8 protein-coding genes are annotated in these 14,628 nt (G+C 70.8%); 4 read left to right on the top strand and 4 right to left on the bottom strand.

Annotated elements, in window-relative coordinates:
* Nucleotides 1–90 precede the first annotated feature (90 nt).
* Together IG65_RS0126495 and IG65_RS36115 are read right to left on the bottom strand one after the other, a co-directional pair.
* Nucleotides 91–1,629: an NAD(P)/FAD-dependent oxidoreductase gene (locus IG65_RS0126495; RefSeq protein ID WP_081879774.1), complete on the bottom strand. Its 1,539-nt coding sequence runs from the start codon at nt 1,627–1,629 to the stop codon at nt 91–93.
* 138 nt (nt 1,630–1,767) lie between these two features.
* Nucleotides 1,768–2,433, bottom strand: a complete 666-nt coding sequence (locus tag IG65_RS36115) for a TetR/AcrR family transcriptional regulator (protein ID WP_156055770.1) — start codon at nt 2,431–2,433, stop codon at nt 1,768–1,770.
* An 87-nt stretch (nt 2,434–2,520) separates the two neighbouring features.
* Here IG65_RS36115 and IG65_RS0126485 point away from each other — a divergent pair, with 87 nt between their 5' ends.
* Complete coding sequence (locus IG65_RS0126485) at nt 2,521–3,984, top strand: cytochrome P450 (protein ID WP_030517670.1); 1,464 nt, start codon at nt 2,521–2,523, stop codon at nt 3,982–3,984.
* 62 nt (nt 3,985–4,046) lie between these two features.
* Here IG65_RS0126485 and IG65_RS0126480 read toward each other — a convergent pair whose 3' ends face one another.
* Together IG65_RS0126480 and IG65_RS0126475 are read right to left on the bottom strand one after the other, a co-directional pair.
* On the bottom strand, nt 4,047–4,937 hold the full coding sequence (locus IG65_RS0126480; RefSeq protein ID WP_036525787.1) for a tat pathway signal sequence: 891 nt from the start codon (nt 4,935–4,937) through the stop codon (nt 4,047–4,049).
* A gap of 126 nt (nt 4,938–5,063) precedes the next feature.
* On the bottom strand, nt 5,064–5,270 hold the full coding sequence (locus IG65_RS0126475) for a hypothetical protein (RefSeq protein ID WP_030517668.1): 207 nt from the start codon (nt 5,268–5,270) through the stop codon (nt 5,064–5,066).
* Between the two features lie 362 nt (nt 5,271–5,632).
* Between IG65_RS0126475 and recC the strand changes: the two genes are divergently transcribed.
* Genes recC through recD form a run of 3 tightly spaced genes read left to right on the top strand, consistent with a single transcriptional unit; the run spans nt 5,633 to nt 14,621 of the window.
* Nucleotides 5,633–9,088 carry an exodeoxyribonuclease V subunit gamma gene (gene recC / locus IG65_RS0126470; protein WP_030517667.1) on the top strand — a complete coding sequence of 1,152 codons (3,456 nt, stop codon included), beginning with the start codon at nt 5,633–5,635 and terminating at the stop codon, nt 9,086–9,088.
* A complete protein-coding gene (locus IG65_RS0126465) occupies nt 9,085–12,744 on the top strand; it encodes a UvrD-helicase domain-containing protein (protein WP_081879773.1) in 3,660 nt (1,219 codons plus the stop codon). Before recC ends, IG65_RS0126465 begins: the two co-directional genes overlap by 4 nt.
* The gene (recD, locus tag IG65_RS0126460) at nt 12,741–14,621 is read left to right on the top strand and encodes an exodeoxyribonuclease V subunit alpha (protein ID WP_030517665.1); all 1,881 of its coding nucleotides are present in this window, start codon (nt 12,741–12,743) and stop codon (nt 14,619–14,621) included. The genes IG65_RS0126465 and recD overlap by 4 nt, the downstream gene beginning before the upstream one ends.
* The last annotated feature ends 7 nt before the right edge of the window (nt 14,622–14,628 follow it).

Raw genomic sequence — 14,628 nt, 5'->3', positions numbered from 1 at the left:
AGCGTGCTCTGCGGCTGGCGTGAATACACAAGGGCCGCAAGCGCATCGGCTTGCGGCCCTCGGTAGTGCTGTGGTGAACAGGCCGAGTCGTCAGCCCGCCTTCGGCTGCGACGAGCCGGAAGCAGTCGACTCGCTCGTGGCAGTGGACTCGCTCGGACTGGCGGATCCGCTTGTGCCCGAGGCTTTTTCGCCGTCCGGAGTCGGGGCCGCCGACTTCGCCGGCGGTTCGCCCGGTGCGGCGGGAGGCGTCGTATTGCCGACCTCGGCCTCCACCTCCCGGGCGTCGGTCTCGTTGCCGTTCATGGCCTCGAGCGCGAGCCGGGCGAAGACCCACTGTTCGGTGGCCGCCATCTGCCCGCGGTTGCGGCCGAGGAAGGCGACGAACCACTGGAACACCGTGACGGTCCGGCTCCGGTAGCCGATCAGGTAGTACAGGTGCAGCACCAGCCAGATGAGCCATGCGAAGAAGCCGGAGAACTCCAGCTTGCCGATCTGGCAGACGGCGTTGAACCGCGAGACCGTCGCCATACTGCCCTTGTTGAAGTACTTGAACGGCTTGCGCTGCTCGGGGGTCTGCTTCCCGGCGACCTCGGCCTTGATCTGCTTGGCGGCGTAGGTGGCGCCCTGAATGGCGCCCTGCGCCTGACCGGGCACACCGGGCACCGCCATCAGGTCGCCGACGACGAAGACGTTCGGATAGCCCTTGATCGTCAGATCCGGTTCGACCACGACCCGCCCGGCCCGGTCGGTTTCGGTGCCCTTGGACCGTTCGGCCAGCATCTTGCCCAGTTCGCTGGCCTGCACGCCGGCCGACCACACCTTGCACGCCGATTCGATGCGCCGCTCGGTGCCGTCCTTGTCCTTGACCGTCACACCACGAGCGTCGACATCGGTGACCATCGCGTTGAGCTGGATCTCCACGCCCATTTTCTCTAGGCGGCGCTGGGCCTTGCCGCCGAGCTTGGGGCCCATCGGCGCGAGCACCGCGCCGGCGCCTTCGACCAGCAGTACGCGGGCGTCGCGCGGATCGATGTTGCGGAAGGTGCCGACCAGAGTGCGGTCGGCGAGTTCGGCGATCTGGCCGGCCAGTTCGACGCCGGTGGGGCCTGCCCCGACCACGACGAACGTCAGGAACCGGTCGCGTTCCTCCTGGGTCTTGGCCAGTTCGGCCTCCTCGAACGAGCCGAGGATGCGGGCGCGCAGTTCCAGCGCGTCGTCGATGGTCTTCATCCCCGGCGCGTAGGTGGCGAACCGATCGTTGCCGAAATACGACTGCTGAGCGCCGGTCGCGACGATCAGGCTGTCGAAGGAGGTGACGGTGTCCTGGTTGAGCAGTTTCGACGTCACGGTCTTGTTCACCAGGTCGATATCGTGGACCTCGCCCAGGATCACCCGCGTGTTGTGGTGCTTGCGCAGCACGATTCGGGTGGCGGGAGCGATCTCGCCGGTGGACAGGATGCCGGTGGCGACCTGGTAGAGCAGCGGTTGGAACAGGTGCGTGGAGGTCTTGGAGATCAGTACGACATCGACGTTGTCGTGCTCGAGATGTTTGCACGCGAACAAGCCGCCGAAGCCGGATCCGATCACCACCACGCGGTGGCGTCGGTTCTCGACAGTTTCGGTTCCCATCAGCGCTCCTCGCCGGACGTTCGGTCTACGACAGGCTCAACGGTAGTCGGCTGCCCGGAGGCAGTCACGACGAGCACCGAATGTCGGCGCGTCCGCACCCCGAGCCCTCGTTTCGGCCCCCGGAGGGCGGGTATGCGATCACTTCGGCACCGGCTCCGCGGCGGCCGCCAGCGGCCCGACGAGGCGGTCGCCGCCGATGCTCTCCACGGTCGGCCACAGAAAGGCCGCGAGCTGGTCGACGAATTCTGCGCGCGAGCGCGTCGGCTGCTGCATCCAGGCCTCGGCCGACATCAGAATGGCGCCGACGGTGGCGGTCGCCCAGATCCGCGCCAGCGCCGGGTCGGCGTCGAGGCGGCGCAGGATGATGTCGAAAATCGATGTCGCCCAGTCGGATACGCGGGTGAAGAACGGCCGGTGCTCGGCGTCGCCGCGCTCCAGCCGCTGCATCATGACGTGGTGCAGATTGGGGTTGGCGTCGACGAAATCGCAGATCAGGGTCACCACCGCGCGCAGTAGTTGCCGGGCGGGCAGCGGCTGGGCCAGCAGATCGTCGGCGGCGGCGATGATGGCGTTCATATGCCGCTCGGCAAGGGCGTCGATCAGCGCCGACAGATCCGGGAACACCGCGTATACCGCGGTGCGCGCGTATCCGGCCTCCGCGGCGACCTGCGCGATCGTCATCCGAGCTCCGGAGCCGGCCACCACCCGCTCGGCCGCGTCGAGGATTTCCGCGCGCCGGCGGTCCGGATCCCGGGGCGGCCCGGGCGGCCGACCCGGACGCCGAATTTCTGTGTCCCTTGTCACAGCGCGATCCTACCTCTAATGTACGAGATGTACTTTTCTTGCGGCCGGGCGGCGTGGCGCGGCTGCTGTGTTCGGGAGGCATCAGTCATGGTCAGCGTCGACCCGCGTCCCTCCGAAGCCGAACGGGAGAACATCGGCTTCATCGAAATTCCGGACAGTCATCCGATCGACCGGCTACTGCACCGATTACCGGCCCGGGAGCAGGTGCTGGCGACACCGCCGCGAGCCAGTGCGGCGGCGGCCGTGCGCGGTGACGCCGGACTGCCGGTACTGGGCCGCTCGCTGCAGTATCTGCGCTGGGGCCCGGCCGAGATGTACGACCGATACCGCCGCTACGGCCCGGTGAGCTACAACAAATCCTTCGGCGTCGACCGCGTCCTGATCGCCGGTCCGGAGGCCGTCGACGAGGTACTCGGCAAGCGCCGCAACGATTTCGGGCAGGGCTGGGACTTCCTGATCGGCTCGTTCTTCCGCCGCGGACTGCTGCTGCTGGAATTCTCCGAGCACATGTTCCACCGGCGCATCATGCAGCAGGCGTTCACCCGCGAACGGCTGGAATCGCATCTGGCGCAATTGAGCCCGGTGGTCCAGGCCGCGGTCGAACGCTGGAACCCGGCCGGTGCGCGCACCCTGCGGCTGTATCCGACGGTGAAAGATCTCACTCTCGAGATCGCCACCGGAACCTTCATGGGGGTCGACGCCGGACCGCAACGCCACCGGCTCGGGCAGGCCTTCCTCGATTGCACCCACGCGCCGCTGGCGCTGGTGCGCTATCCGGTGCCCGGCGGTGCGTGGCGCGCCGGCCTGCGCGGGCGCAAGACGCTCGAGGAGTACTTCACCGCGATGGTGCCGCAGAAGCGCAGCGAAGAGGGTGCGGACTTCTTCTCCGCGCTGTGTCACGCCCGCGCCGAGGACGGGGCGACCTTCTCCGACGCCGACGTGGTCAACCACATGATCTTCCTGATCATGGCCGCCCACGACACGACCACCACCACCGCGACCTCGGTCGCCTACTACCTGGGCCGCCACCCGGACTGGCAGCAGCGAGTGCGCGCCGAGGCGCAGACGCTGTTCGACGAACTCGACGGTGCGCCGCCGACGATCGCCGACCTGGACCGCCTGTGCGATCTGGACCTGGTGATCAAGGAGAGCCTGCGGCTGGTGCCGCCGGTTCCGGGCCTGGTGCGCCGCGCCGTGCGCGACACCGAGGTGGCCGGTCACTACATTCCGGCCGGCACCCACGTCGACGTCGCCTACGGGGTCAACCACCTGCTCCCCGAATTGTGGTCGCAGCCGGCACGTTTCGATCCGGAACGGTTCGCCGAGGACCGGCGCGAGGACAAATCGCACCGGCTGGCGTGGATGCCGTTCGGCGCGGGGGCGCACAAATGCATCGGCATGCATTTCGGCACCCTCGAGGTGAAGGTCGTCATCGCGGCGATGGTGCGTGCCTACCGCTGGCACATTCCCGACGACTATCTGATGCCGTGGGGCTTCAACACCATCCCGTTCCCGCGCGACGGGGCGCCGATGCGGCTGTCGCGGCTGTAACCGATCGGCGCGCTGCCGCGTCGGAACCGATCAGCGCGCTGTCGCGGCGGGAACCGCGCTGCTCACCGTCCGGCGAACAGCAGCTGCGCGACATGCGTGGTGGTCTCCTCGCCGTCGGTGTAGCCGCCCTGGTCGCCGAGGGAATTCATCACCGCGAGGGTGTAGCGCTCACCGGGCCCGGCGAACCCGACCGAGTTGACCACCCAGCCGCCGTTCTCGTCGGACCAGCCGTTCTTCAGGCCGGGGTGCAGGGCATCGCCCGCGCCCCACACGCCCCAGTGCTGATTGGTGTCGACCTTGCGCATCCGGTCGAGCAGGTAGCCGCGGTCGTCCGGGTGCATGTGGTCGAGCACGTTGTTCATCAGCCGGTCCAGATCGGCCGGCGCGCACTGCTGAAAACCCCAGTCCGGGAACAGATGTCCGTTGCCGTTGGTCGGGCGCGGAACCAGGCCGGTCATCCCGTTGGCCCGGAAGGCGTTGTTGAAAGCCTGCCGGTCCGGGCCCGCGTACTTGTTCCACAGGAAGTCCGCCGCGGCGTCGTTGGAGGTCGCCAGCATGGACTCCATCTGGGTGCGGTCCTCGGGCGTCAGCGTGATGGCGCCGACGCGTGCCCGGTTGAGCAGATCCTCGGCGATGGCCAGCTTGATCGTGGACGCGGTCCAGAACAGGGTGTCGGCATTGCCGTTGGCATAGGTGCCGCCGGTGACCCGGTCGCGCACCACGTAGCCGGTGACACCGGGCCGGGAGGCCAGGTAGTTGTCGACCGCCGCGATCCGGCTGCTCATATCGCAGTCGAAGCCGTCGCGGCAGCCCTGCATACGCAGCGGGACGGCGGTGGCCGGAGCGGGATCCAGTACGGGGGTGCCCGCGATCAGCGCGGCGGCGACGACGCAGGCACCGGCGGCCAGGCGGGTGGTTCGAATGCCGCGGGACGCGGTCCGGGGATAACGCACGGTGAGCCACAATAGCCACAAATCCGCCGATCACGCACGTCTTGAGCTCGACCTGCGGATGTGGTAGCTACACGGAGATCGTTGCAGGCCAGCGCATTTCGGCCATGTCGAGCGCAACGGCGCAGGTCAGCGGAATGCCGCGAGCAATTCCTCGACGCTGCGGCCGTTGAGCCGGTAGCAGTGCTCGAAGGCCTCGGAATGCCGGTCGCGGGCCCAGCTGTGCAGCACCACGCCGCGGCCGTAGTGCCGGGAGTTGATCAGTTCCCACGTCTCGCCCGATCGCCGTACCGTGAACCCGGATCTGGGTACGAGGGGGACCAACGTCGCAGACATGAATCGACCAGCCTTTCGATACCGCTTCTCCCGAAACCTCCCCGCAGAGCACTGTGGCACACGACGGACCCGGTGTGCGGGTGACACGCGGTGGCGAATTGCGTTCGCAATAGCCGAATGGTCATGATGGCCGGATTCGATTGTGTTGCCGAATGTTTGGTGGGATGCTGCGAAGGGCGGCAAATCGGTGGTAACGGGCGTTGCCCGGTCGGTTGCGGAGGGCTCGCGCCACGGCGTTCGCCGGGCGCGGCGCACCGAGACGGGTCGGTGCCGCCGGGGGCGGTGGCCGGGTTTGTAGGATCGGGCGCGCCGCATCACCGCGACAACGGATCGCGCGCGAGGGACAGAGAGGCGGTGCGCAGGTGCTGCACATCCATCGGGCCGAGTCGGCGCGCACGCTGGCCGACGCGCTCGCCGCGATGTTGTCGAACCCGCTGCCGGACCCCTTCGCCGCCGAGGTCGTCGCGGTCGGCGCGCATGGTGTGCAACGCTGGCTCAACCAGCGGCTCGCGGTGACGCTGGGTGCGGGGGCGGGCGACGGCGTGGCCGCCAACATCGACTATCCGAGCCCGGCGGCGCTGGTCGCCGACATCTCGGCCGCGGCCTCCGATATCGCCGCCGACGCCGACCCGTGGGCACCCGACCGGCTGGTGTGGCCGGTGCTGGCGGCGATGGACGCCGCGATCGGCGAGCCCTGGGCGGCGGTCCTGGCCCGGCATCTGGGCGTGGGCGCCGGCCCGGCCGAGGCGTACCGGGCGGGCCGGCGGCTGGGCACCGCGACCCATATCGCGACCCTGTTCGACACCTACGGCACGACCCGCCCGACCCTGATCACCGACTGGGGCAACGGCGCCGATACCGACGGCCGCGGCGCCGGCCTGCCGGAGGACCTACTGTGGCAGCCGCGCCTGTGGCGGCGGGTGCGCGAGGCGATCGGCGTCCCCGCGCCGGCACAGCGGCTCGACACCGTCTGCCGCCGGTTGCGCACCGATCCCGCGAGTATCGATCTGCCGCAGCGGCTTTCGATCTTCGCGCTGCCCCGGATTCCGGCCGCGCAACTCGCGGTGCTGGAGGCGGTGGCCGAACACCGGAATGTGCACATCTGGCTCGCCCATCCCAGCCCGGCGCTGTGGGAGCGGTTGCGTGCGTCCGACCCCGAGGGCGCCGAGCTCGCCCGTCCGGCCGGACCCGCCGCGATCGCGGAGGGGGGTGCGGGGCCCGCGGGTGCGGCGACGATCGTGCGAACCCGTCCCGCCGCTCCCCGGCGCGTGGCCGCCGAACCGATCGCCCGGCATCCGCTGCTGGGAGCGCTGGGCCGCGACGTGCGGGAAGTCCAGAACCGGCTGGCGACCGTCGACTTCGCCGATCGGCATCATGCGCCCGAGCCCGATCGGATCGATGCCGGGAATCGTTCGGGCACAGTGCTTTCCGAGCTGCAGGACGCCGTCCGAGCGGACCGCTGGCCGCCGGTGCCGGTGACGCGCACAGGTGACGACAGCGTGCAGATCCACGCCTGCCACGGCCCGGCCCGGCAGGTGGAGGTGTTGCGTGACGTCCTGCTCGGGCTCTTCCAGCGCGATGCCACCCTCGAACCGCGCGACGTGATCGTGCTGTGCCCCGATCCCGACGGCTATGCGCCGCTGGTGCGGGCCGCCTTCGGCCAGGGGCCCGCCGCTCTCGACGATCCCGACGCGAATCCCGCGCACGGATTGCGGGTGCGGCCCGCCGAGCGCAGTGCGGGCGCGGCGAATTCGGTGCTCGCGGTGCTGGAGGATCTGCTCGCTCTGGCCGAGGGACGCGTCGGTGTCACCCAGGTGCTCGACCTCGCCGCGACCGAACCCGTCCGATACCGCTGCGGATTCGACGACGACGATATCGAGCGGCTGCGCGAATGGGCCGCCGAAACCGGCGCCCGCTGGGGGATCGGGCAACGGCAGCGGCAGGCCTTCGGCCTCGCCGAATTCGGTCAGAACACCCTCAATGCGGCCGTCGACCGGATTCTGCTCGGCGTCGCCGCCGGGGAATCGGGCGAGGACTGGCTGGATCTGGCATTGCCGCTGGAGGACGTCGACTCCGGCGATGTGGACCTGGCGGGGCGGTTCGCCGAATTCGTCGACCGGCTCGCTGTCTGTGTGCGCGATCTGAGCGGACCCACCCCGGCCGAACCCGCCGGCACACCGCGACCCGCGCGGCAGTGGTTGCAGATCCTGCACCGCGCGCTCGATCTGCTCACCGATCTTCCGGCCGCCGCGGCCTGGCAGGGCGTGCAGGCGCGGCGCGAACTCGCCGCCGCCTTCGAACACGCGGACGCGGCCGAATTGCGGTTGCCCGATGTGATCGCGGCCCTGCGGGCGCGGTCGCGGGCCCGGGCTCCGCGCTCGAACTACCGCACCGGCGAGCTCACCGTGTGCGGCCTGGCGCCGATGCGGTCGGTCCCGCACCGGGTGGTGGTGCTGCTCGGGCTCGACGACGAGGTGTTCCCGCGCACCGGCGGCATCGACGGCGACGACGTCACCGCGCGGGAACCGCTTGTCGGCGAACGCGATTCGCGCAGCGAGGACCGCGGACTGTTACTCGATGCCGTCCTCGCCGCCGAAGACCGTCTCGTCGTGCTCTACACCGGCGCCGATCCGGTGACCGGAACGCCCCGGCCGCCGGTCACGCCGCTCGCGGAACTGATCGATGTGGTGCGCGCTCACCGCGGCACCGGCGACGTGGTGCGCCGTCATCCGCTGCAGGCCTACGACGGCAGCAACTTCGACGCGCGCGACCCGTTCGGTTTCGACACTCTCGCGCTGGCCGCCGCCCGCGCGGCGGCGCGCCCAGCGCAACCGAGTCCGCCGTGGCTGCCCGGCCCGCTGCCCGCCGTGGCGCGCACGGATGTCGAACTGGCGGAACTGGTCTCGTTCGCCGAACATCCGATCCGGGCCTTCCTGTGGCAGCGCCTGGGCATCCGGGTGCCGGAGGAGGACGAGGACATCGATGAACGCCTGCCCATCGAACTGACCGGGCTGGCCACCTGGAATATCGGCGAGCGCATGCTGGCGGCCCGTCTCACCGGCGCGGACCCGGCTGCCCTGCGCGCCGCGGAATGGCGGCGCGGAACCCTGCCGCCCTTCGGCCTCGGCGCGGCGGTGCTGGCCGAGGTGGAATCCACGGTCGACCGGCTGGTGCAGGTCGCCGCGCCACTGCAGCAGGCGCCGGCGCGCACCATCGATATCGCGGTGGATCTGGGATCGGGGCGGCGGCTGACCGGGACGGTCGCCGATGTGCACGACGACGCGGTCGTGCGCGCCACCTATTCCCGCCTCGCGCCCAAACATCGGATGGCGGCGTGGGTGCGGCTGCTGGCGCTGGCCGCCACCGAACGCCACCAGAGCTGGCAGGCCGTGAGCATCGGGCGCGGTAAATTCGGCCGCCCGGCCTGGCGTTCGTCGCTGACCGCACCGGCCCCCGCGCTCGCGGCTGACCTGCTGCGCGAACTAGCCGATCTGCGCGAGGAGGGCCTGGCCGAACCGCTGTCGTTCGCGCCGTCGGCATCGGCGGTCTATGCCGAACGCCGCTGCCGCGGAGCCGATCTCGACTCCGCCCGTGCCGCCGCGGAGGAGGAGTTCTACGGCGGACCGAAGGGGCCGCGCCCGTTCGGCGACCACACCGACCGCTACCTCACCTACATCCGGGGACCCGAACCGACCTTCGAGCAACTGGAAACCCCGCTGCCCGAACCGGACCGGTACGGCGAAACCACCACATTCGGCTCGGTGGCCCGGCGACTGTGGAATCCGCTGCTGGCCAACGAATCCCAGGGGCAGCCATGACCGAGGAACTGTTCCCCGTCACCGATCTGCGCACCCCGGAAGCGGCGGCGCACACCACCACCCGCCGACACACTCGTACCACGAACGAAACAGTCGACGCCGGCGAGCTTTTCGCCGTGGAGGAGGTGCAGTCCGGCGACGGGGCGAAGAATCACAGTCCTGCGCAGCAGGCGGATGAGGCGCGACATGCGGACGGACGTGTGGCCGCGCGCTTCGCCGGCGTGGAATCCGAACCGGCGCCCGGCCACGCGTCGTCCAACCGCAGAGACGGTGCATCCTCTGATCCCGGGCGTAAGGGCGCTCTGCGTTCGAGGGGCGTCCGCCCAGGTGGCTCCGCACCGTTCGGCCAATTCGACCTGTGCGGTGACTTGCCCACGGGGACAACCGTTCTCGAGGCGAGCGCGGGGACCGGGAAGACCTACGCCATCGTCGGGCTGGCGGTGCGGTTCGTCGCCGAGGGGCTGGTCGACATCTCGCAGCTGCTGCTGGTGACCTTCAGCCGGGCGGCGACCCAGGAGTTGCGGGAACGCACGCGGGAGCGGTTCGTCACGGTCGCGGCCGCCCTCGACGATCCGGACGCCGCGCGCGCCGGAGCCGACGAGCTGATCGCGCATCTGGCCGATGCCGACCCGGCCGAGGTGGCGCGGCGGCGCCGGCGGCTGGTCGCCGCGCTGTCGGATTTCGATGCCGGCACCATCTCCACCACGCACGGTTTCTGTCAGCGCATGCTCGACGAACTCGGCATCGCAGGGGAACACGATCCGCGGGTGCGGCGGGTCGAGGGCATCGAGGAACTGGTGAGCACGGTCGCCGAGGATCTGTATCTGGCCCGCTACGCCCGGGGTGGTGCCCCGATGCCGGTGCGGCAGGCGCTCTCGCTGGCGGCGGCCGCGGTGGCGGACCGGCGCGCGCGGCTGGTTCCGGGGGAGGAGCTCGGCGACCACCCCGCGGCCGAGGCGGCGGCGTTCGCGGACGCGGTGCGCGCGGAAGTCGATCGGCGCAAACGGCTTTCGGGCATCCGCGACTTCGACGATCAGCTGGTGTTGCTGCACGACGTGCTCGCCGACCCGGTCCACGGCGAGCGCGCCTGCCGCCGCATCCGCGACCGCTTCCGGGTGACGCTGGTCGACGAATTCCAGGACACCGACCCACTGCAGTGGGACATCCTGCGGCGCGTCTTCCACGACCACACCACCCTGGTGCTGGTCGGCGATCCGAAACAGGCGATCTACGCCTTCCGCGGCGCCGAGGTCCTCAGTTATCTGGACGCGGTCGCCCACGCCGAGACCCGTCGCGAACTGGACACCAACCGCCGCAGCGATGCCGGTCTGCTGGCGGCGCTGCATCACCTGCTGGGCGGCGCGGCCCTGGGACATGCGCAGATCACGGTGCCGCCGGTCACGGCGGTCCGGCCGCAGAGCCGGCTCACCGGGCCCCAGGGTGCGGCGGTTCCGTTGCGGCTCAGGTGTTTTCCCCGCCAGGGCGCCGGAGCGTTGAACGGCAGCGGATTCCCGGTGGTGGGCCGCCAGCGCGATCGCGTGGCCACCGACCTCGCCGCCGATATCGTCCGCACCCTCGAATCCGGGGCGCGGATCGGCGACCGCGCACTCGGCCCCGGTGATATCGCCGTGCTGGTCCGCACCCGCGCGCAGATCGACCTGGTGCGCGCGGAACTGGACCGCGCCGGTATCGCCTCCGTCCTCGCCGGCGGCGCCAGCGTTTTCGCCACCCACAGCGCCACCGACTGGCTGTGGGTGCTGCGGGCGCTGGAACAACCGCATCGCGGCGACCGGGTGCGGCTGGCGGCAACGACCCCGTTGCTCGGCCTGTCCGCCGCCGATATCGACGCCGGGGGCGCGGATCTGGTGGGCCGGCTCAGCACCCAGCTGCGCGATGCGGCCCGGCTGTTCGCGCGCTCCGGTTTCGCGGCCGTGTTCGACCGGCTGTCCGCGCAGGCCCAGCCCGCACCGCGACTGCTGGCCCAGAGCGGCGGCGAACGGCGCCTGACCGATCTGCGGCATATCGCGCAACTGCTCGACGAGGTCGCCGCACGGGAATCGCTCGGGCTCACCGCGCTCACCCGCTGGCTGGCCGACCGGGTGCGCGATCCGGCCTCGGGCGCGGTCGCGGGACGCAGCCGCCGCCTCGACCGCGACGCGGCCGCGGTGCAGATCGCCACGGTGCACGCCAGCAAGGGCCTGGAATTTCCCGTCGTCTATCTGCCTTTCGCGTGGGACGGCGCGAAGAACCCCAATCCGTCGACGCTGCTGTTCCACGACGGCGACGAACGGGTCCTGGACGTCGGCGGCCCCGAAGCGCCCGGTTACGCCGAGCACCGCCGCCGCTGCGAGGCCGAGGAAGCGGGGGAGGAGCTGCGGCTGCTGTATGTCGCGGTGACCCGGGCGCAGTGCCAGGTGGTGGCCTGGTGGGCTCCGGCCTACGGTACGGCCGCCGCACCGCTGCATCGGATGATCCTGGGCCGCGTCCCCGGCAGCGCCGACGTGCCGGCGCGCAGTGAGGTGCCCGCGGATCCGATCGTGCTGGAGCAGTTGCGCGAATGGGCCGCGGCTGCCGGTCCGGGCCTGATCGAGATCGAACCCGTCCGCGCGGCGGTCGAGGCGCAGCTGCGCACCGAACGTGACCACACCGGTGACAAGGCACTCGAGGCCGCGCGATTCACCCGCTCCGTCGACCACGAATGGCGCCGCACCTCGTACTCGGCGCTCACCGCGTCGGCGCATGAAACAGCCCATGGTGCAACGGATTTCGTGGCTACGGAGGCAGTCGAGGGTGGCGCAGACGAGCCGCTGACGCCCGCGCCGGAACTCGGTCCCGGCCTCGGGTCCGAGGACGAGTTCGCCGGCGCGGCACCGTCGTTGATGAACGATCTGCCCTACGGCGCCGAATTCGGCACCCTCGTGCACGGTGTGCTCGAGCTGGTCGACACCGATGCGCCGGATCTGGCCGCCGAGGTCCGCCTGCGCTGCGAACAGGCCGTCGAGCAACTCATGGCCGACATCGATCCCGGTGCACTCGCCCACGCGCTCGTCGCGGTGCTGCGCACCCCGTGCGATCCGGTCGCGCTGGCCGATATCCGCTCCCGGGATCGGTTGAACGAACTGGAATTCGAACTGCCGCTCGCGGGTGGTGACGACCCGGTGGCGCAGCGGGTGACCGTCCGGCGCATCGGCGCCCTGCTGCGGGAACACCTCCGGTCCGACGATCCGTTCGCCACCTACGCCGATGCCCTCGACCTGCTCGACGACGTTCCGCTGCGCGGGTATCTGACCGGAAGTATCGACGCGGTGCTGCGGACCGACGGCCCCCGCTTCCTCGTCGTCGACTACAAGACCAACCGGCTCGGCACCGGTGAACTGACCGTCGCGCACTATCGGCGCGACCGGATGGCCGAAGAGATGATGCGCTCGCACTATCCGCTGCAGGCTCTGCTGTATTCGGCGGCGCTGCACCGCTATCTGCGCTGGCGGCTGCCCGGTTACGATCCGGCTCGCCACCTCGGAGGAGTGCGCTACCTGTTCGTGCGCGGCATGATCGGCCCGGCGACCCCGCCCGGCCACGGCGTCTTCGACTGGGACCCACCGGCGGAGCTGATCGTGGCGCTGTCGGATCTGCTGGCCGGAAAGGACAGCAGGTGACGGCGATCGCTGTGGCGCAGCGCGCCACCGGACTGTTGCGGACCTTCAACACCGCCGGGGTGTTGTCGGCGGCCGACGTGCACGTGGCGCTGCGGCTGGGCCGGCTCGGCGGTGAATCCGGGGAGCAGGTCCTGCTGGCGGCCGCGCTCGCGGTGCGTGCGGTGCGGTCGGGATCGGTGTGCCTGGAATTGCGGCGCATGCACGAAATCGGCGTCGACGGTGAGGGTTTCGATCTCGGCGAGGCGGAACCGGTCGATCCCGCTCTGCTTCCCTGGCCGGACGTCGACAGCCTGTGTGATCAGTTGCGCGCGAGCCCGCTGGTGTGCGGCAGTCCCGCCGGCCCGCTGTGCCCCCTGCGGCTGGTCGAATCCGAGGGCGGGCCGCTGCTGTATCTGGACCGCTACTACCGGCAGGAGCAGACGATCCGCGAGGTACTGGCGGACCGCGCGCACGGGCACCCGCTCGTCGACCCGGACACCGTGCGCCGCGAACTGGATCGGCTGTTCCCGGGGACGGGCGGACCCGGCGCCGCCCCGGACCGCCAGCGCATCGCCGCCGCCGTCGCCGCCACCAGCTGGACCACGGTGGTCGCCGGTGGTCCCGGCACCGGTAAGACCCACACCATCGCCCGCATCCTGGCCCTGCTGGTCGCGCACCAGCGCGCGGTCGCCGACGCCGCACCCCTGCGCATCGCGCTGGCCGCCCCGACCGGCAAAGCCGCCGCGCGCCTGCAGGAATCGGTGCGCGAACAGGCCGGCGACCTCGACCTCCCGGAACTGACCGCGGCGACCGTGCACCGGCTGCTGGGCTGGCAGCGCGGCGGCACCACCCGCTTCCGTCATCACGCCCACAACCGGCTGCCCTACGACGTCATCGTCGTCGACGAAACCTCCATGGTGTCGCTGACCATGATGAGCAGGCTGCTGCCCGCCGTGCGCCCGGACGCGCGGCTGGTGCTCGTCGGCGACCCGGACCAGCTGGCCTCGGTCGACGCCGGTGCCGTCCTCGCCGATCTGGTCGCGGGACCGGTGGCCGGCTCGCCGAATCCGATCCTCGAGCGGATCCTGGACACCGGTTCCGGTCCGGTGGCCGGCGCCGAAGATCTCAGTGAACGGGAACGAAACCGCTTGCGCGGCGGCATGATCCGTCTCACCCGTGGCCGCCGGTTCGGTGGCCGCATCGCCGATCTGGCGGTGGCGGTGCGCGCCGGGGACGCCGAGACGGCGCTGGCGCTGCTGCACGACGGCGGTACCGAACTGTCCCTGCACGAACCCGACGACATCGCCGAGGTGCGTGCCGACGTGGTGCGCGCCGCCCGCGAATCCACCACCGCCGCCGAGGCGGGCGACGCGGCGGCCGCGCTGCAGGCGATGGAATCGCATCGGCTGCTGTGCGCACACCGGCAGGGGCCGTTCGGTGTCGAACGGTGGGACCGGATGGCCGGCGGCTGGGTCGCCGCGGCCGGGATCGGGACGGAATCCGCTGCCGGACAATGGTTTCCCGGCCAGCCCCTGTTGGTGACCGCCAACGACCACGAGGCCCGCATCTACAACGGCGACACCGGTGTCATCGTGCGGTCCGCCGACGGTGGCCTGCGCGCCGCGCTGCAGCGCGGCAGCGAACCGTATCTGGTGCATCCCACCCAGTTCCCGGGTGTGACCACGGTGTACGCGATGACCATCCACCGCAGCCAGGGCAGCCAGTACGGTGCGGTGACGATCGTGCTGCCGGGCCCGGAGTCGACGCTGCTGACTCGTGAACTGCTCTATACCGCGATCACTCGCGCCCGGCAGCGGGTGCGCATCATCGGTACGGCGGAGGCACTGGAGGCCGGGGTCTCGCGGCGGGTGCTGCGGGCGAGCGGGTTGCGCGGCTGATCTCTCC

The sequence above is a fragment of the Nocardia sp. NRRL WC-3656 genome (assembly GCF_000720265.1).
GTDB classification, from domain to species: domain Bacteria; phylum Actinomycetota; class Actinomycetes; order Mycobacteriales; family Mycobacteriaceae; genus Nocardia; species Nocardia nova.
Note: the sequence above shows the minus strand (reverse complement) of the source record. Positions and strands in the feature narration are given on the sequence as shown.

Bases quoted from the DNA above. Each gene is read 5' to 3' on its own strand.
- IG65_RS0126495 (WP_081879774.1), bottom strand. From the start codon at position 1,629: ATGGGAACCGAAACTGTCGAGAACCGACGCCACCGCGTGGTGGTGATC.
- IG65_RS0126485 (WP_030517670.1), top strand. From the start codon at position 2,521: ATGGTCAGCGTCGACCCGCGTCCCTCCGAAGCCGAACGGGAGAACATC.
- IG65_RS0126475 (WP_030517668.1), bottom strand. From the start codon at position 5,270: ATGTCTGCGACGTTGGTCCCCCTCGTACCCAGATCCGGGTTCACGGTA.
- IG65_RS0126465 (WP_081879773.1), top strand. From the start codon at position 9,085: ATGACCGAGGAACTGTTCCCCGTCACCGATCTGCGCACCCCGGAAGCG.